Origin of the sequence: Streptomyces sp. NBC_01197, assembly GCF_036010505.1 — a bacterium.
GTDB lineage: Bacteria > Actinomycetota > Actinomycetes > Streptomycetales > Streptomycetaceae > Streptomyces.
Genome location: NZ_CP108569.1, coordinates 5,028,852 through 5,045,362, shown reverse-complemented (window position 1 = coordinate 5,045,362; position 16,511 = coordinate 5,028,852). Strand labels below are relative to the sequence as shown.

At 69.4% G+C, this 16,511-nt stretch carries 13 protein-coding genes and 1 pseudogene; 8 read left to right on the top strand and 6 right to left on the bottom strand.

What is annotated here, in order from left to right:
- Positions 1–16: 16 nt before the first annotated feature.
- Entirely contained in the window at positions 17–2,167 is a 2,151-nt protein-coding gene (locus tag OG452_RS23175) for an ATP-binding protein (RefSeq protein ID WP_327297506.1), read from the bottom strand.
- Between the two features lie 514 nt (positions 2,168–2,681).
- Between OG452_RS23175 and OG452_RS23170 the strand changes: the two genes are divergently transcribed.
- The 3 genes and pseudogenes from OG452_RS23170 to OG452_RS23160 all read left to right on the top strand — a co-directional run.
- Positions 2,682–3,839: an acyl-CoA dehydrogenase family protein gene (locus tag OG452_RS23170; RefSeq protein WP_327297505.1), complete on the top strand. Its 1,158-nt coding sequence runs from the start codon at positions 2,682–2,684 to the stop codon at positions 3,837–3,839.
- Positions 3,840–3,868: 29 nt separating this feature from the next.
- Entirely contained in the window at positions 3,869–4,741 is an 873-nt protein-coding gene (locus OG452_RS23165) for an acyl-CoA thioesterase (RefSeq protein WP_327297504.1), read from the top strand.
- Positions 4,742–4,820: 79 nt separating this feature from the next.
- Positions 4,821–5,152, top strand: a pseudogene (locus OG452_RS23160) (glutamate synthase-related protein); the annotation flags it as partial.
- 403 nt (positions 5,153–5,555) lie between these two features.
- Here the strand turns inward: OG452_RS23160 and OG452_RS23155 are convergent.
- Positions 5,556–6,125 (bottom strand): hypothetical protein, encoded by a 570-nt coding sequence (locus OG452_RS23155; RefSeq protein ID WP_327297503.1) that lies wholly within the window; start codon positions 6,123–6,125, stop codon positions 5,556–5,558.
- Positions 6,126–6,132: 7 nt separating this feature from the next.
- A complete protein-coding gene (locus tag OG452_RS23150) occupies positions 6,133–7,638 on the bottom strand; it encodes an alpha/beta hydrolase (protein WP_327297502.1) in 1,506 nt (501 codons plus the stop codon).
- Between the two features lie 182 nt (positions 7,639–7,820).
- Here OG452_RS23150 and OG452_RS23145 point away from each other — a divergent pair, with 182 nt between their 5' ends.
- Positions 7,821–8,129 carry a hypothetical protein gene (locus OG452_RS23145; protein WP_327297501.1) on the top strand — a complete coding sequence of 103 codons (309 nt, stop codon included), beginning with the start codon at positions 7,821–7,823 and terminating at the stop codon, positions 8,127–8,129.
- Between the two features lie 135 nt (positions 8,130–8,264).
- Here the strand turns inward: OG452_RS23145 and OG452_RS23140 are convergent, their stop codons facing one another.
- Together OG452_RS23140 and OG452_RS23135 are read right to left on the bottom strand one after the other, a co-directional pair.
- A complete protein-coding gene (locus tag OG452_RS23140; RefSeq protein WP_327297500.1) occupies positions 8,265–9,044 on the bottom strand; it encodes a phosphatase in 780 nt (259 codons plus the stop codon).
- 91 nt (positions 9,045–9,135) lie between these two features.
- Positions 9,136–9,762 carry an SACE_7040 family transcriptional regulator gene (locus OG452_RS23135; protein WP_327297499.1) on the bottom strand — a complete coding sequence of 209 codons (627 nt, stop codon included), beginning with the start codon at positions 9,760–9,762 and terminating at the stop codon, positions 9,136–9,138.
- A gap of 157 nt (positions 9,763–9,919) precedes the next feature.
- Here OG452_RS23135 and OG452_RS23130 point away from each other — a divergent pair, with 157 nt between their 5' ends.
- Genes OG452_RS23130 through OG452_RS23115 form a run of 4 tightly spaced genes read left to right on the top strand, consistent with a single transcriptional unit; the run spans position 9,920 to position 15,733 of the window.
- Complete coding sequence (locus OG452_RS23130) at positions 9,920–11,542, top strand: carboxyl transferase domain-containing protein (protein ID WP_327297498.1); 1,623 nt, start codon at positions 9,920–9,922, stop codon at positions 11,540–11,542.
- A gap of 11 nt (positions 11,543–11,553) precedes the next feature.
- Positions 11,554–13,635 carry an acetyl/propionyl/methylcrotonyl-CoA carboxylase subunit alpha gene (locus OG452_RS23125; RefSeq protein ID WP_327297497.1) on the top strand — a complete coding sequence of 694 codons (2,082 nt, stop codon included), beginning with the start codon at positions 11,554–11,556 and terminating at the stop codon, positions 13,633–13,635.
- A complete protein-coding gene (locus tag OG452_RS23120; protein WP_327297496.1) occupies positions 13,632–14,573 on the top strand; it encodes a hydroxymethylglutaryl-CoA lyase in 942 nt (313 codons plus the stop codon). The genes OG452_RS23125 and OG452_RS23120 overlap by 4 nt, the downstream gene beginning before the upstream one ends.
- A 2-nt stretch (positions 14,574–14,575) precedes the next feature.
- Positions 14,576–15,733, top strand: a complete 1,158-nt coding sequence (locus tag OG452_RS23115) for an acyl-CoA dehydrogenase family protein (RefSeq protein WP_327297495.1) — start codon at positions 14,576–14,578, stop codon at positions 15,731–15,733.
- A gap of 32 nt (positions 15,734–15,765) precedes the next feature.
- Here the strand turns inward: OG452_RS23115 and OG452_RS23110 are convergent, their stop codons facing one another.
- Positions 15,766–16,497, bottom strand: a complete 732-nt coding sequence (locus OG452_RS23110; RefSeq protein ID WP_327297494.1) for an ArsR/SmtB family transcription factor — start codon at positions 16,495–16,497, stop codon at positions 15,766–15,768.
- Positions 16,498–16,511 lie beyond the last annotated feature (14 nt).

Sequence of the window (16,511 nt, the reverse complement as noted above, 5' to 3'; positions counted from 1 at the left end):
GGACCGGCCCGTCCGCTCACCAGCTGACGTCGCCCACGACCAGGCGCCCGGCCTTGCGGTATTCCCTCCGCGCACCGGCCAGCAGGTCGTCCGATGTGACAGAACCGCCGCGGGTGGCCGCGGCGTAGGCGGCGGTCACCACGGCGCTGCGGATCGAGCCGCCGGCCAGCTCGAAGTCCCGGGCGCACGGTCCCGGGTCGATGTCGTCCGCGCACGGGACGTGGGCCAGGCTGTGCCGCCACAGGGCCAGCCGCTGGTCCTCGTCCGGGAACGGGAAGTCGACCACCAGGTCCAGCCTGCGGGTGAAGGCGTCGTCGATGTTGGCGCGCAGGTTGGTGGTGAGCAGGGCGACGCCGCTGAACGACTCCAGACGTTGCAGCAGGTAGGCGCTTTCGAGGTTGGCGTACCGGTCGTGGGCGTCCTTCACGTCGGAGCGCTTCCCGAACACGGCGTCGGCCTCGTCGAAGAGGAGCACGGCGTCGGTGCGGTCGGCCTCGCTGAAGATCCGCTCCAGGTTCTTCTCCGTCTCACCGACGTATTTGTCGACCACGGACGAGAGCTGCACGACGTAGAGGTCCAGGCCGAGGTCGGCGGCGACCACTTCCGCGGAGAGCGTCTTCCCGGTGCCGGAGTCCCCGGCGAACATCGCGAGGACGCCGCGGCCCCGGCCGCCCCCGGCACTCAACTGCCAGTCCCCGAGCACCCGTTCGCGGTGCCGGGCGCGCTGGGCCAACTCGTGCAGATGCTCCAGCGGAGCCTTCGGCAGGACCAGGTCGTGCCAGCCGACGGCCGGCATGATCCGGCGGGCGTGCCGTTCCAGCCCCGACGCGGACTGCTGTCGGGCGGCCACTCGCAGGTGCTCGGCCGTCACATCGGTGCCGTCCAGAGCGGCGAGGTCCAGCGCCGAGTGGGCGGCCCGGCGAATCCGGTCGCCGCCCAGCCGGTAGGTGGCGACCGTTCCGGCCAGATCGAAACCCAGGTCCTGCGCCGACTCCACTCCGAGGGCGGCGGCCCAGAGCCCGACCGTGTCCGACGTCGAACCGGGTGCGTCCAGGACGAGCGGGTCGGGATCGCACCACTGAGGGTCGTACGGCTCCGATCCGGCGAGGATCAGCGGCACGTCGCCTGCGTCCAGCGAGCGGATCAGGTCGGCCGGCTGCTCCGGCAGCGGCGAGACCACGATCGCGCAGCCGCGCAGCCGGGCCTCCAGCAGCAGTTGCGGCAGCGGACTGTGGGAGTGCGCGTACGTACCGCCGGGCCGTTCTTCGCCGCTGTCGCGCTGCTCGCCGGTCTCCCGTGAGCGTGTCTCCGCCGCGGTGGTGAGGTGCAGCGCGGGTCGGCCCGCGGCGGCGAGGGCCGCGGCCGCGCAGGCCAGGCCGTCGCCTTCCCGACGCTCGCGCAGGTAGATCACAGGAGGTTCGGGTTCGGCGAGGAGCTTGGCCAACTTGCCAGTCAGCGGATCACCCGCGCCGGCGGGAGAGGCCCGCACGGCGCGGACATGCCCCTCCAACGCGGCGTCAGGGGTGTCGTTGCCGACCAGGTGGGCGGCCAGCCGGTCGGGTACGCGCAGGGCACGGCCGAGGAAGGGAGCGTCCGGTTCCTCGACCCGCAACAGACCGAGCCAGGAGAGCGGCGCGGTCGGATGGAAGAGATCGCGGACTGTCGCGTCCAGGGCCGGCAGGCCGCACACGTCGAGCACCAGCCCGACGGTCGCCCGCCGACGGCTGACGTCGTTGTTGAGGTAGCCGTACAGCTGCTCGAAGTCGCGGTCGAGGTCCGGGGCGAGCGCAAGGAGCAGGACCGTGGTTTCCAGATCGGTCAGCCGCATTCGCGCGGCCAGGCCGGCAAGCCGGTCGGCGGGACCCAGCGGCGTGCTCCCGCCGACGAGAACTCCCTCCGCGGAATCCTCCCGTGCGGGGCCGGACTTCTCCAGAAGGTGATTCACGGCGTCTTTTGACAGATACAGCCCGCGCAGCGGGTCGTCGGCCGTGGGGTCATCGGCGGAGCGCTCCCGCACCAGGGCGGCGACCCGCTCGCGCTGGGCGGCGAGCCGGTCGCGCAGGGGACGGGCCGGGTTGTGGCCGGAAGTGCTGTGCACGGCGGAGCTGTCCTGGTCATCGGACGCGGTGCCGGTGCCGGCCGGCTCGCCGCCTTGCGGGGCTGTCATCGCGCGTCCGGACGCCGGGCTGCCCGGCCCGGTGCGGGAGCGCCGACGGGCACCTGGAGGCCGGAGTCCGTCGGCGAGCCGCCGTCGAGTGCGATTCTGAGACTCTCGTTCACTTCGCGGATCATTACTACGCTGCGCTCTTTCCGGCTGGTCCTGTCGGCAGCGAGTGCTGGTGCTGCGTGATCGGCATCATCGCGCGGGGGTTGACGGCGCCGCAAGAGTTGAGGGGACGATACGCGGGCACAGGACTCTGCCCGGTCGATCCCTTGATCTGCCTGTTCGGACAAGTAGCCGCGGCAGCCGCCGCTCCAGGAGGGCTCCGCCGGACCGGTCGTGTGGCAAGGTGTCCGACCACACACGAGGACCAAGAGCCGCGCCCCCCAAGCGTGCGCAGGCTCACCCTGGACAGTCCCGGTGACCACCCGGTAACTTCGACTGAGCAAGCGCTTAGCAGGAGCGGCCGACCGGGCCGATCAGACCCCGGGGCCAAGCCAGAACCGCAGAGGAGCCTTCCGTGCGCCGTACCGTTTACAACGAGGACCACGAGGCGTTCCGGGACACCATCCGGGCCTTCATCGAGGCCGAGGTCGTGCCCGTGTACGACGAGTGGCTGGCGGCGGGCCAGGCCCCGCGCGAGTTCTACTACAAGCTCGGCGAGCTGGGGATCTTCGGCATCGAGGTGCCCGAGGAGTTCGGCGGCGCGGGCGAGGAGTCCTTCAAGTTCCAGGCGATCATCTCCGAGGAGTGCGCCCGAGCCGGGGTCTCCTTCGGCGGTTCCGGGGTGCACGTCGCGCTCTGCCTGCCGTACCTGAAGGCGTACGCCACCGACGAGCAGAAGAAGCGCTGGTTCCCCGACTTCGTCAGCGGCGCCTCGATGTACGCCATCGCCATGACCGAGCCGGGCACCGGTTCCGACCTGGCCGGCATGAAGACCACCGCCAAGCTCTCGGACGACGGCACCTACTACGTGCTCAACGGCGCCAAGACCTTCATCACCGGCGGTGTGCACGCCGACCGCGTGATCGTCTGCGCGCGCACGGCCGCCCCGACCCCCGAGGACCGCCGGCACGGCATATCCCTGTTCGTCGTCGACACGAAGTCCGACGGGTACGCGGTCGGCCGCAAGCTCGACAAGCTCGGGCTGAAGACCTCCGACACCGCCGAGCTCTCCTTCACCGACGTCAAGGTCCCGGTCGGCGACCTGCTCGGCGAGGCGAACAAGGGCTTCTCCTACCTCGGCCAGAACCTCCCGCAGGAGCGCCTCGGCATCGCGGTGGGCGCGTACGCGCAGGCCGCCGCCGCCGTACGGTTCGCGCAGGAGTACGTCCAGGACCGCACGGTCTTCGGCAAGACCGTCGCGTCCTTCCAGAACACCAAGTTCGAGCTGGCCGCCTGCAAGGCCGAGGTGGACGCGGCCGAGGCGGTCTGCGACCGCGCCCTGGAGGCGCACGACCTGGGCGAGCTGTCGGCGGCCGAGGCCGCGTCCGCGAAGCTCTTCACCACCGAGGTCGCGCACCGCGTGATCGACAAGTGCCTCCAGCTGCACGGCGGTTACGGCTACATGAACGAGTACCCGATAGCCCGCCTGTACGCGGACAACCGGGTCAACCGGATCTACGGCGGCACCAGCGAGGTCATGAAGATGATCATCGCCAAGAGCATGGGCCTGTAAAGACACCGGCATCTTGTAGAAATGGCCTCATGAACCAGGCACTTGAGTCCCTGCTCGATCTGCTCGATCTTGAGCGGATCGAGCAGGACATCTTCCGCGGTCTGAGCCGCTCCGCCGTCGTACCGCGCGTCTTCGGCGGCCAGGTCGCCGCCCAGGCCCTGGTCGCCGCCGGACGCACCGTGCCCAACGACCGGACGGCTCACTCGCTGCACGCGTACTTCCTGCGCCCCGGCGACCCGGGCGCGCCGATCGTGTACACGGTCGACCGCATCCGCGACGGCCGCTCCTTCACCACGCGCCGGGTCGTCGCCGTACAGCACGGACAGCCGATCTTCCATCTCTCGGCGTCGTTCCAGACGTACGAGGAAGGGCTCGACCACCAGTTCGCGATGCCGCAGGCCCCGGACCCGGAGACGCTGCCGACGGCGGCCGAGATGCTGCCGCGGTACGCGGACCACTTCCTGGAGCCGGGGGTCGTTGACCGGCTGATCGAGGCCCGCGCGGCGGTCGACCTGCGGTACGCCGACGCCCCGCCGTTCGGCAGCGTCGGCACCCCGCGCGAGCCGCGCTCGCAGGTCTGGTTCCGCACGAACGGCAAGCTGGCGGACGACCCGCTGCTGCACGTCTGCCTCGCGACGTACGTATCCGACATGACGCTGCTCGACTCGGTACTGCTGGCGCACGGCCGCGGCGGCTGGGCGGTCGGCGACGTGGTCGGCGCCAGCCTGGACCACGCGATGTGGTTCCACCGCCCGTTCCGGGCCGACGAGTGGCTGCTGTACGACCAGGAGTCCCCGTCCTCATCCGGCGGACGCGGCCTCGGACAGGCCCGGATCTACACGCAGGACGGGCAGCTGGCGGTCACGGTGATCCAGGAGGGCGTGATCCGGGTCCCGAGGTGACGGTGGGCGGGCCCTGGCCGGCGCACTGCCGGCGACTGTGAGCGCGATGTCGTGGCACGGCCCGGTATGAGATGCGTAGCAGTGCCACACCAACACCTGTCCGGTCGGGGTGACCACCCAGGGCCCTCGGCGCACACGCGCGTTGGACGTCAACGACAAGTTCCGGCGTGTACACCGTTACCAGGCAGCCATGGTGAACAGCGCCCCGCAGATCATGGCGGCCATGGGGGTGCAGAACCCACGCGAACTGGGACCGACCGCACCAGCTGCGCCGCCGGCTGGACCCACGCACCGTTCTCTCCTGCGGAGAGCTGTACGACTGGCTCATTCCCGGGCAGCTCACGTCGGAGCCCCCGCAGGAGTGGGCAGCGGAACTGGCAAGCGGCGGACCCTGACAGTTTCCGTCACTGACTCCGGCTCCCCGGCGACCTGGCGGGGATCGGCCAACCGGCCGGGGCACGGGCGCAGGCGGGCCCCATGTTCATGCGCGACTTGGTGAGGAAGCCGAAGGAGACCTTCGAAGCTTTCTTGGGGTTGGAATTCCCGGCACCGAGTTCGAGGTGATCCAGGAGAAGCCGGGCCGTTTACGCATGGTGCTGCTGCTGATCGGCGCCCCTGCCACCAAATCCGGAGAGCTCGTGACCGGGCATTCCTGACAGAAGCCGTGCCCGGCAAGGGATACAGGGACGCCGGGGTACGGCCTGTTCCCCCGCCCTCACCCAGCGGACGCGGCGTCGGGCAGGCCCCCTGTTGTCTCGTCGACCAACGAAGTGAAGACTCCCCGGCGCCAGGCTGGTCCCCTTCAGCTTCCATGTCAGCTTTGATCGACCGTCTTTCCGTGCGGGACACGGAAACAGGCAGATGCGAGATCGACAGCAATGATGGAGACCTTGCTTGCACTCGGAGCGTTGCCACTCTTCTTTCGCCGATCGTAGAGGGTAATGTTCACTGAGAACTTCCCCTTCGTGGAGTTGGCGACGATTTCAAGGCTCTTGGACGGACTGCTGTCCGGACCAAATTTTACGATCTTCCAATCATGGCGCGGAAGTTCGACCTTAAGCTGCTCCATAGCCTTTTTCATATCCTCGACGGGGACTCCGTAGAGGGACCAGGGGTGACGAACAACGTACAGGTGATCCGGATCCTCATCGTCGCAGAGATCAACTCCAGGACCCGTGTTCGTCGTCTTGCCGTCCAATGCCATCAGATGGTGCAGCTGACTCGAAAGCCCCTGCGCCTCGTTTTTCACGCTGGAGACATCTCGGACTTCAGGGGTGTAACCGAGATCGTGGGATTTTGGCATACCCGAGCATCCCGTCAGAATGGATAAAGTCGCGGCGCTAGAAATTGTCACGACCACGCGGCGGCGGACCGCTCTGGCCATCCTTCGATTAGCCACGCTTCACCTCATCATAGTTGCCAGTGACTACGGCCGCTTGGTTCTTGAGGCTGGTAGAAGCTTCCCAATTACCCCCATGAGTACTTGCATCCCAATAGCCCCCGTGGCCATGAGAATCCGTTTGCATGATATTTGCCCCGAATGCCCTGTCGGACGGCACAACATCCACGTTGACGGCTGCATCGTAAGGAATTCCGTGCCATGTACGGACCTCCACACTGCTGCCACCCAGGCCAGCGACCTTACCGCCCGCTGGTACTTGGTCGTATTGGGTTGCGGCAGCTTCCGACCAGGTGTGCTTGGCGCCGACGTCGAGCTGATCAGCGTTTCCGACAAGCATGCCCGGGCTTCCGGCCACCACGATGTCATCGGCAGCGAAGTGGCCGTGTTGCTTGGAGGCATCGCCGACAAGGGTGCTGCCGTAGCTGTGGCCGATGACCGTGGCATGACTCGCGTTCGCTCCGCCTTGCGCAGTCTGAAGGCCGTCGAGGAAGCGATTGAGCACAGGGGCCCCCTTGTCGGCGTATGACGTCGACATGGCTTCCGGGACAATGCTCTGCGGAGCGTCATAACCGATCCACGTGATCGTAGAGACGCTCTGTCCAGGCGCCATCATCCTGGACGTCCTCCAGAGACTTTCCATGCGTTTGATATCGCCGCCCGCCCCCGCCAGCTTCGATGTCGTGCCGGGGACGTACACCGCGGTGTGATCGGCAGTGTCCGGGTTGCCGTTGGCAATGATGACATGACCAAGATGGTGTGTGTCGATCCCCAGCAGGTACGCCCGCGGCAGGCCGCCGGCGCCCGTTCGGCCAAGGCGCGAATGGATCGCGTCCATGCCCTTGAGCTGTCCTTCGAGCCGCCCCCTCTGCTCCTTCCAGTCCTGCCACGCCGAGGCCTCGAGCGCCTCGCCGAAGGGGTTGCTTCCCTGTTCGTACTGGGCAGGCTCCTGGGCGTTCAGTTTCGCCAGCTTCGCCTTGGCCGTCCCGTAAAGCTCGCCGAAGACAACGCGGTTGGTCCTGTCGCGGACTACAGCCGGCAGACCATCCATTGCTCCGATACGACCTGGGTAGAGGAATTGCACCTCGGCTTTCATCCCCGGGCTGAGGGAATCCCACCAGTCTGAATTCAGCCTGGGGTCTGAGCCAGTCGGGAGATCGCTGGCTCTGGGCGGCCCTTCGGCGACCTCGCCCTCATCAACCATGACCATTTCAGGGTGGTTGGGATAGTGCGAGAACGGATTTCCACCCTCATCGATGAGCACGGCCAGATGATGACGCCTGCGCAGCATGGGCAGTTGGTCGTTGGCCCAGGTGGCGATGTGGACGAGCTTCGTCAGGGGCTGCGCGTCGATCCCGAGACGATCGAATCGAGTCTTGAACCGTAACGCGCTTCCATGTAACCGGTCTGCGTCCGCCTTCAGAGAAGTGATCGTGCCTTGCAGCGCCTCAGGATTGATTCCACAGAAGGCGTCCCCGCGGCCACCCGGATCACTCATGCCTTGTCCCCGCCCCCATGCGACTATACGGCTACGGCACGCTATCAGTCGTGGCAGGAGTACACACTGGTGGCTTGAACGGCGGCTGCCTCGCGAAGAGTTGAGGGCCGACCTCTGGCGCTGTTGCCCCCATTGGACTCGTTCTGTGGAAGACTCATCCCTCTGACGGGAGGGGGAATCTGATGGGTGGGGATCCAGCCAAGGCCGAAAACCCTCGGCGCCAAGCCCTGGTGAGGCTGAAGAAGGACATCGAGCACGAGATGCATGTCCTCACGGGCTTACTGAAGAAGGCATCCTCTGACGTTGGCGACAAGCGATCCTGGGCAGGGCCGAACGCGAAGACCTGGCACTCCGATATCGAAGGGCGCCGGAAGGCCATGCTGACCCAGCTCGGAAACCTGATCCCGGTGGTGCAGGCAGAGATCAACAGGACTCCGGAAAGAGTGAGTCCCGCCGAGGCAAAGATGATGCGGCTGGACCTGCAGGGATGACGGCACGCTTTTCTGAGTAACCGTCTGGCGATTACTTCAAACCGGCGCGCCGCGGCACCGGAAACAATTCCGTCCTGCGTTGGTTCGTCCTGGATGCCATCAAGCTGACGGCGGGCCCGGCCGCCCCACCCGCCCTCACCCCAGCCCCGCGGCATCCAGCAGGTACGCCGTCATCGGGTCGTAGAAGCGCGGGTCCGTGACGTGGTCGTCCAGCGGGACCGTGACCTGGAGTGTGCCCTCGGCCTCGCCCAGGAAGAGCGCCGGGTCGTTGCAGTCCGCGTAGCCGATCGAGTCGAGGCCCCGCTGGCCCGCGCAGCCCGCCCAGCCGTGGTCGGCGACCACCAGGTCGGGCAGCGGTCTGCCGGCCCGCTCCAGGCCGTCGAGGATCGCCCGCATCGGCTCGGGCGAGTGCGTGTGCCAGAGGGTCGCGCCGCGCTCCAGCACCGCGACGTCGGCGAACTGGAAGACCATGCCCTCGTCGGCGGTGAGCCCGCCCGGGATCCGTACGATCTCGCAGCCCGCCGCACGCAGCGCTTCCGCGGTGGCCCGGTGTACGTCAAGGAGCCCGCCGGGGTGACCGGTGGCGAAGAGCACCCTCTCCTTGCCGTCGGCGGCCTTCCGCAGCCGGGCGGCCATCCGGTCCAGGGCGTCGACCGTCAGTTCCGGGTCGATGGTGTCCTGGCCGTGCCGGTGCCCGGGGTCGTCGTTGACGCCGCAGCGCTCGGCCATCACGGCGAGCACGTCCTGCTCGTCCGCCCAGCGGTCACCGAGTTCGAGCCCCAGCCAGAAGTGCCGGTCGCCGTTGGAGAGCTTGCGGTAGTGGGAGAGGTTGTTGTCGCGGGGCGTGGCGACGTGCCCGGCGATCCGGGTGCGGACGAGGTGGTCGACGAGTTCGGCGCGGCTGGGTATCGGCATGAGCCCATTGTGGACGCCAGATCCTGCCGCCGTCAGTCCGGTATCCGCGGTGGCCCGGGACCGGGCGGGGCCACCGGGACCGTACGGCCGGTCAGCTCGCCGCCGGCGCCCCGCCCGGTACCCCCCCCGGTGCCCGGTCCAGTGCCTCGAAAGCCCCGTGCGCGAGGCGGCGCAGCAGTGCGGCGGTGGTGGTCCGGCCGGGCAGGCCGCCGGTGCCCAGGTGCGGGGTGGAGTTCAGCAGGCCGAAGACGGCGTGCACGGCCGCGCGGGCCTCCTGCTCCGGGGTGCGGGGGTGCAGCTCGCGTACGACGGTGACCCACAGCTCGACGTACTGCCGCTGGAGCCTGCGGACCGCCTTGCGGTCGCTGTCGCGCAGCCGGTCCAGCTCCCGGTCGTGGACGGTGATCAGCGGGCGGTCGTCGAGGGCGAAGTCGATGTGCCCGTCGATCAGCGAGGCGAGTACCGCCGCCGGGCCGCCCTCGGCCGGCTCCGCCCGCCGCCGGCCGCCGTCGAGCAGCCGCTCGCTGATCCCGACGAGCAGTTCGGCGAGCATCGCGTCCTTGCCCGCGAAGTGGCGGTAGAGGCCGGGGCCGCTGATGCCCACCGCTGCGCCTATCTCGTCGACGCCGACTCCGTGGAAACCACGCTCGGCGAAGAGGCGGGCCGCCTCCTTGAGGATCTGCTCGCGCCGCGTCGGGGCGTCCGTCCTGGTGCTCATGGCTCCATTCTAGACAGCGGGGTTAGCGAGCGTTAACCTGGCCGCAGGTGTTAACGATCACTAACCGATCCCCGCCGATCACTGACCGCCCCGACCGGGTAGGGATGGTCGAAAACCACATCAGGGCAGAGCACACAGAGCAGAGAGGGCCCGACCGATGCAGCAGGCACCAGTCCTGGCGAGCGCGGCCGATCCCGCTTCGGAGGCCTGGCGGGCCAACGAGGCGGCGCACGAGGCGCTAGCAGACGAGCTGCGGACCAGGCTGGCAGCCGCGCGCCTCGGCGGCGGCGAGAAGTCCCGGGCCCGCCATGTGGCACGCGGGAAGCTGCTGCCGCGCGACCGCGTCGACACCCTCCTGGACCCGGGCTCACCGTTCCTGGAGCTGGCGCCGCTGGCCGCCGACGGTATGTACGGCGGGTCGGCGCCCGCCGCCGGGGTCATCGCCGGGATCGGCAGGGTCAGCGGGCGTGAGGTGGTGGTGGTCGCCAATGACGCCACGGTCAAGGGCGGCACGTACTACCCGATGACCGTGAAGAAGCATCTGCGCGCCCAGGAGGTGGCCTTGGAGAACCGGCTGCCCTGTGTGTACCTGGTCGACTCGGGCGGTGCCTTCCTGCCGATGCAGGACGAGGTCTTCCCGGACCGCGAGCACTTCGGCCGGATCTTCTACAACCAGGCCCGGATGTCGGGCCTGGGCATCCCGCAGATCGCCGCCGTGCTCGGCTCCTGCACGGCGGGCGGCGCATACGTCCCCGCGATGAGCGACGAAGCGGTGATCGTCCGCAACCAGGGCACGATCTTCCTGGGCGGCCCGCCACTGGTGAAGGCCGCGACCGGCGAGGTCGTCACGGCCGAGGAACTGGGCGGCGGCGAGGTGCACTCGCGGACCTCCGGGGTCACCGACCATCTCGCGGAGGACGACGCGCACGCGCTGCGCATCGTCCGGACCATCGTCTCCACGCTGCCCGAGCGCCCCCCGCTCCCCTGGTCCGTGGAACCGGTGGAGGAGCCGAAGGTGGACCCGGCCGGTCTTTACGGCGCGGTGCCGGTCGACTCCCGTACGCCCTACGACGTACGCGAGGTGATCGCGCGCATCACGGACGGCTCGCGGTTCGCCGAGTTCAAGGCGGAGTTCGGGACGACGCTGATCACCGGCTTCGCCCGGATCCACGGCCACCCGGTCGGCATCGTCGCCAACAACGGCATCCTCTTCTCCGAGTCCGCCCAGAAGGGCGCGCACTTCATCGAGCTGTGCGACCAGCGCGGCATCCCGCTGCTCTTCCTCCAGAACATCTCCGGCTTCATGGTCGGCCGGGACTACGAGGCGGGCGGGATCGCCAAGCACGGCGCCAAGATGGTGACGGCGGTGGCCTGCACCCGGGTGCCGAAGCTGACGGTGGTCGTCGGCGGCTCGTACGGCGCGGGGAACTACTCGATGTGCGGCCGGGCCTACTCGCCGCGCTTCCTGTGGATGTGGCCGAACGCCAAGATCTCCGTGATGGGCGGCGAGCAGGCCGCTTCCGTACTGGCCACGGTCAAGCGCGACCAGCTGGGCGACGACTGGAGCGCCGAGGACGAAGAGGCGTTCAAGGCCCCGGTCCGCGCGCAGTACGAGGAGCAGGGCAACGCCTACTACGCGACGGCCAGGCTCTGGGACGACGGTGTGATCGACCCGCTGGAGACCCGCCAGGTCGTCGGCCTCGCGCTGACCGCCTGCGCCAATGCCCCGCTGGCCCAGAAGGACCGGGCAACGCCCGGCTACGGCGTCTTCCGGATGTGATGAGGGTGGAAATGTTCGACAGCGTTCTGATCGCCAACCGGGGCGAGATCGCCGTACGCGTCATCCGTACGCTGCGGGAACTGGGCATCCGCTCGGTCGCCGTGTTCAGCGACGCGGACGCGGACGCCCGGCACGTGCAGGAGGCGGACACCGCGGTCCGGCTCGGTCCCGCGCCCGCCGCCGAGAGCTATCTGTCGGTGGAACGGCTGCTGAAAGCAGCGGCGCACTCCGGCGCGCAGGCCGTCCATCCCGGGTACGGTTTCCTCGCCGAGAACGCCGAGTTCGCGCAGGCGTGCGCCGACGCGGGCCTGGTCTTCATCGGTCCGCCCGCCTCGGCGATCTCCCTGATGGGCGACAAGATCCGCGCCAAGGCGACCGTACGGGCCGCGGGCGTCCCGGTGGTGCCCGGGTCGTCGGGCAGCGGGCTCTCCGACGCCGAACTGGCCGCGTCCGCACGGGAGATCGGGATGCCCGTCCTGCTGAAGCCGTCAGCGGGCGGCGGCGGCAAGGGTATGCACCTGGTCCGCGACGAAGCACTGCTGGCCGACGAGATCACCTCGGCCAGGCGCGAGGCGCGGTCCTCCTTCGGCGACGACACCCTGCTGGTGGAGCGGTGGATCGACCGCCCGCGCCACATCGAGATCCAGGTCCTCGCGGACGCCCATGGGAACGTGGTGCACCTGGGTGAGCGCGAGTGCTCCCTCCAGCGCCGCCACCAGAAGATCATCGAGGAGGCGCCGTCGGTCCTGCTGGACGAGGCGACCAGGGCCGCGATGGGCGAGGCCGCGGTCCAGGCTGCGCGCAGCTGCGGGTACACGGGCGCGGGCACGGTGGAGTTCATCGTCCCGGGCGGCGACCCGTCCTCGTACTACTTCATGGAGATGAACACCCGCCTCCAGGTCGAGCACCCGGTGACCGAGCTGATCACCGGCCTCGACCTGGTGGAGTGGCAGCTGCGGGTCGCCGCTGGTGAGCGGCTGCCGTACGAGCAGAAGGACATCACGCTCACCGGGCACGCCATCGAGGCGCGGGTCTGCGCGGAGGACCCGTCGCGCGGCTTCCTGCCGTCGGGCGGCACGGTGCTGGCGCTGCGCGAACCGCAGGGCCACGGCGTACGGACCGACTCGGGCCTCAGTGAGGGCGTGGAGGTCGGCAGCCGTTACGACCCGATGCTGTCGAAGGTCATCGCGTACGGCCCGGACCGCGCGACGGCGCTGCGCAAGCTGCGGGCGGCGCTGGCCGGCACGGTCACCCTGGGCGTCCCGACCAACGCGGGCTTCCTGCGCCGGCTGCTCGCCCATCCCGCGGTGGTCGCGGGCGAGCTGGACACCGGCCTGGTGGAGCGGGAGGCGGAGGGCCTGGTGCCGGACACGGTGCCGCCCGAGGTGTACACGGCGGCGGCCGCGGTACGGGCGGCCGGGCTGGCCCCGGAACCGGACGCCGGTGGCTGGACCGACCCGTTCTCGGTGCCGAGCGGCTGGCGGCTGGGCGGCGCCGCTCTGCCGGTGAAGCAGTGGCTGCAGATCCCCGGGCACGAGGCGGTGCCGGCCGGGGGCGCGGGCCGGGTCACACCGGACACGGTGACGGTCACGGTCGACGGGACTGTACACACCTTCCACCGCGCCGGGGACTGGCTCGGCCGGGACGGCGACGCCTGGCACGTCCAGGACCACGACCCCGTACAGACCACGCTGGACGCGGCGGCGGGCCGGGGCGGCGCGGGTTCGCTCACCGCGCCGATGCCGGGCACCGTCACCGTGGTCAAGGTCGCCACCGGTGACGAAGTGGTCGCCGGTCAGGGCCTGTTGGTGGTCGAGGCGATGAAGATGGAGCATGTCATCACCGCCCCGCACGCGGGCACCGTCACCGAACTGGACGTCGCCCCGGGCACGACGGTCGCGATGGACCAGGTACTGGCGGTCGTCACCCCGGCCGGTACCTCGGATGACGTTTCGGCAGGCACCCCGGCCGACCTCCCGGATGACATCACGAACGGTATCCCGGCCGACGTACCGGCCGGCCCCCGGATCGGCATCCCGACCGACACCCCGATCGCGACCCCGGCCGCCGGATTCCCGCAGGAGGACTCATGACCAACGGCCTGCCCATGTCCGTACGGGCTGACGGGCTCCCGCCACGGGTCCGTATCCACGAGGTCGGCGCCCGCGACGGGCTGCAGAACGAGAAGACGGTCGTACCGACCGAGGTGAAGGCGGAGTTCATCCACCGCCTGGCCGACGCGGGCCTGACCACCATCGAGGCGACCAGCTTCGTGCACCCCAAGTGGGTGCCCCAACTGGCCGACGCCGAGCAGTTGTTCCCGCAACTCGCGGACGTCCGAGGCGTGGACCTGCCGGTCCTGGTGCCGAACGGACGCGGGCTCGACCGCGCCCTGGCGCTCGGGGCCCGCCGGATCGCGGTCTTCGGCAGCGCGACGGAGTCCTTCGCCAAGGCCAATCTGAACCGCACCGTGGACGAGTCGCTCGCCATGTTCGCGCCGGTCGTCGCGGAGGCCCGCGCGGCGGGGCTGCATGTGCGCGGCTATCTCTCGATGTGCTTCGGCGACCCGTGGGAGGGGCCGGTCCCGGTCGCCCAGGTGGTCTCGGTCGCCGGGCGCCTGCTGGACCTCGGCTGCGACGAGCTGAGCCTCGGCGACACCATCGGGGTGGCGACGCCCGGCCATGTACAGGCCCTGCTCACCGGCCTCAACGAGGCGGGCGTCGCCACGGATGCGCTCGGAGTCCACTTCCACGACACATACGGCCAGGCGCTCTCCAACACCCTGGCCGCCCTCCAGCACGGCGTGACCACCGTCGACGCTTCGGCGGGCGGGCTCGGCGGCTGCCCGTACGCGAAGTCCGCCACCGGCAATCTCGCCACCGAAGACCTCGTCTGGATGCTCGAAGGACTCGGCATCGAGACCGGCGTCGACCTCGGCCGTCTCACCGCCACCAGCGTGTGGATGGCCGGACAACTGGGCCGACCCAGCCCGTCCCGCACCGTACGCGCCCTCTCCCACCAGGAGCAGTAACGATGGACCACCGTCTGAGCACCGAACTCGAAGAGCTCCGCCGCACGGTCGAGGCGTTCGCGCACGACGTCGTCGCACCGAAGATCGGCGACTTCTACGAGCGGCACGAGTTCCCGTACGAGATCATCCGCGAGATGGGCCGGATGGGCCTGTTCGGGCTGCCGTTCCCGGAGGAGTACGGCGGGATGGGCGGCGACTACTTCGCCCTGGGCATCGCCCTGGAAGAGCTGGCCCGCGTCGACTCGTCGGTGGCGATCACCCTGGAGGCGGGCGTCTCGCTGGGCGCGATGCCGGTCTTCCGCTTCGGCACCGAGGAGCAGAAGCGTGAGTGGCTGCCCCGGATGTGCTCGGGCGAGATTTTGGGCGCGTTCGGCCTGACCGAGCCGGAGTGCGGTTCGGACGCTAGCGGCACCCGCACCACGGCGGTGCGCGACGGTGACGACTGGGTGATCAACGGCTCCAAGTGCTTCATCACCAACTCCGGTACGGACATCACGGGCCTGGTCACGGTCACCGCGGTCACCGGCCGCAAGCCGGACGGCCGCCCGCAGATCTCCGCGATCATCGTCCCTTCCGGCACCCCCGGCTTCACGGTGGCGGCCCCGTACTCCAAGGTCGGCTGGAACGCCTCGGACACCCGTGAGCTGTCCTTCTCGGACGTCCGGGTCCCCGCGGCGAACCTGCTCGGCGAGGAGGGCCGCGGTTACGCCCAGTTCCTGCGCATCCTCGACGAGGGCCGGGTGGCGATCTCCGCCCTGGCGACGGGCCTGGCGCAGGGCTGTGTGGACGAGTCCCTGGCGTACGCGAAGCAGCGCCACGCGTTCGGCCGCCCGATCGGCGACAACCAGGCCATCCAGTTCAAGATCGCGGACATGGAGATGAAGGCCCACACGGCGCGCGTCTCGTGGCGGGACGCGGCATCCCGGCTGGTCAGCGGCGACCCGTTCAAGAAGGAGGCGGCGCTGGCGAAGCTGTACTCATCCACGGTCGCGGTGGACAACGCCCGCGAGGCGACACAGATCCACGGCGGGTACGGCTTCATGAACGAGTACCCGGTGGCCCGGATGTGGCGCGACTCCAAGATCCTGGAGATCGGCGAGGGCACGAGCGAGGTCCAGCGGATGCTGATCGCGAGGGAGTTGGGGCTGGCTACGGGGTGAGGCCCAGGCGGAGTCCTGGGCAGGCTGCGGTGTCACACGACCTGGTCGCCCCGTACGCCGAACACCGTCTCCAGTTGCTCCCGGCCCGTGTCCGTGAGGCGGATGACGCGGCGGTACTTTCCGTGGCGGAGCCAGTCCAGGGCGAACATGTGGTCAGCGATCGCGGCGCCGAGTGCCCCGGCGAGGTGATGGCGCTGTTCGGACCAGTCGACGCAGTAGCGGACCGTGGCGCGCCTGCGCGGCAGGGCATCGATGTCCACGCCGAGGGTGCCGAGTTCCTGGCGGCCCCGGGGCGTGAGCAGATAGGTGAGGTCCGTGGAGCCGTCGCCGCTCCGTGTCTCCTCAGCGGCGAGGATGTCCTGCTCCTGCATGGCATCCATCAGGGCGACACCGAGGCGTCCGGCCACGTGGTCGTAGCAGAGCCGGGCCCGCAGCAGCGCCTTCGCCCGGGTGTCGGCGCTGAGGGACTTCGGGGGCAACGGGCGGGCTATGCGCGCGAGTTGTTCGAGTGCGCGGGCGACGTCCGTGGTCGCGAGCCGGTAGTAGCGGTGACGGCCGTCGAGCTCGACGGTCAGCAGTCTGGCCTCGGAGAGCTTGGCCAGATGGCGACTGATGGTGGAATTGCTGACTCCTGCCTCGGCCGCCAGCGCGCTGGCCGGCAGAGCGCCGCCGCTCGCGAGGGCCATCAGCACCTTGGCACGGGAGGGGTCGCCGATCGCTGCCGCGACGTGCGCCACATCTGTTTCGGTCCGGGCCTTCGTCATGTTCCCCAGGGTAT

What these genes read in the sequence shown, in the direction of transcription:
- OG452_RS23165 (WP_327297504.1), top strand. Translation starts at nt 3,869, where the DNA reads ATGAACCAGGCACTTGAGTCCCTGCTCGATCTGCTCGATCTTGAGCGG.
- OG452_RS23110 (WP_327297494.1), bottom strand. Translation starts at nt 16,497, where the DNA reads ATGACGAAGGCCCGGACCGAAACAGATGTGGCGCACGTCGCGGCAGCG.
- OG452_RS23145 (WP_327297501.1), top strand. Translation starts at nt 7,821, where the DNA reads ATGGGTGGGGATCCAGCCAAGGCCGAAAACCCTCGGCGCCAAGCCCTG.
- OG452_RS23150 (WP_327297502.1), bottom strand. Translation starts at nt 7,638, where the DNA reads ATGAGTGATCCGGGTGGCCGCGGGGACGCCTTCTGTGGAATCAATCCT.
- OG452_RS23115 (WP_327297495.1), top strand. Translation starts at nt 14,576, where the DNA reads ATGGACCACCGTCTGAGCACCGAACTCGAAGAGCTCCGCCGCACGGTC.
- OG452_RS23130 (WP_327297498.1), top strand. Translation starts at nt 9,920, where the DNA reads ATGCAGCAGGCACCAGTCCTGGCGAGCGCGGCCGATCCCGCTTCGGAG.
- OG452_RS23120 (WP_327297496.1), top strand. Translation starts at nt 13,632, where the DNA reads ATGACCAACGGCCTGCCCATGTCCGTACGGGCTGACGGGCTCCCGCCA.
- OG452_RS23155 (WP_327297503.1), bottom strand. Translation starts at nt 6,125, where the DNA reads ATGGCCAGAGCGGTCCGCCGCCGCGTGGTCGTGACAATTTCTAGCGCC.
- OG452_RS23135 (WP_327297499.1), bottom strand. Translation starts at nt 9,762, where the DNA reads ATGAGCACCAGGACGGACGCCCCGACGCGGCGCGAGCAGATCCTCAAG.
- OG452_RS23140 (WP_327297500.1), bottom strand. Translation starts at nt 9,044, where the DNA reads ATGCCGATACCCAGCCGCGCCGAACTCGTCGACCACCTCGTCCGCACC.
- OG452_RS23175 (WP_327297506.1), bottom strand. Translation starts at nt 2,167, where the DNA reads ATGACAGCCCCGCAAGGCGGCGAGCCGGCCGGCACCGGCACCGCGTCC.
- OG452_RS23125 (WP_327297497.1), top strand. Translation starts at nt 11,554, where the DNA reads ATGTTCGACAGCGTTCTGATCGCCAACCGGGGCGAGATCGCCGTACGC.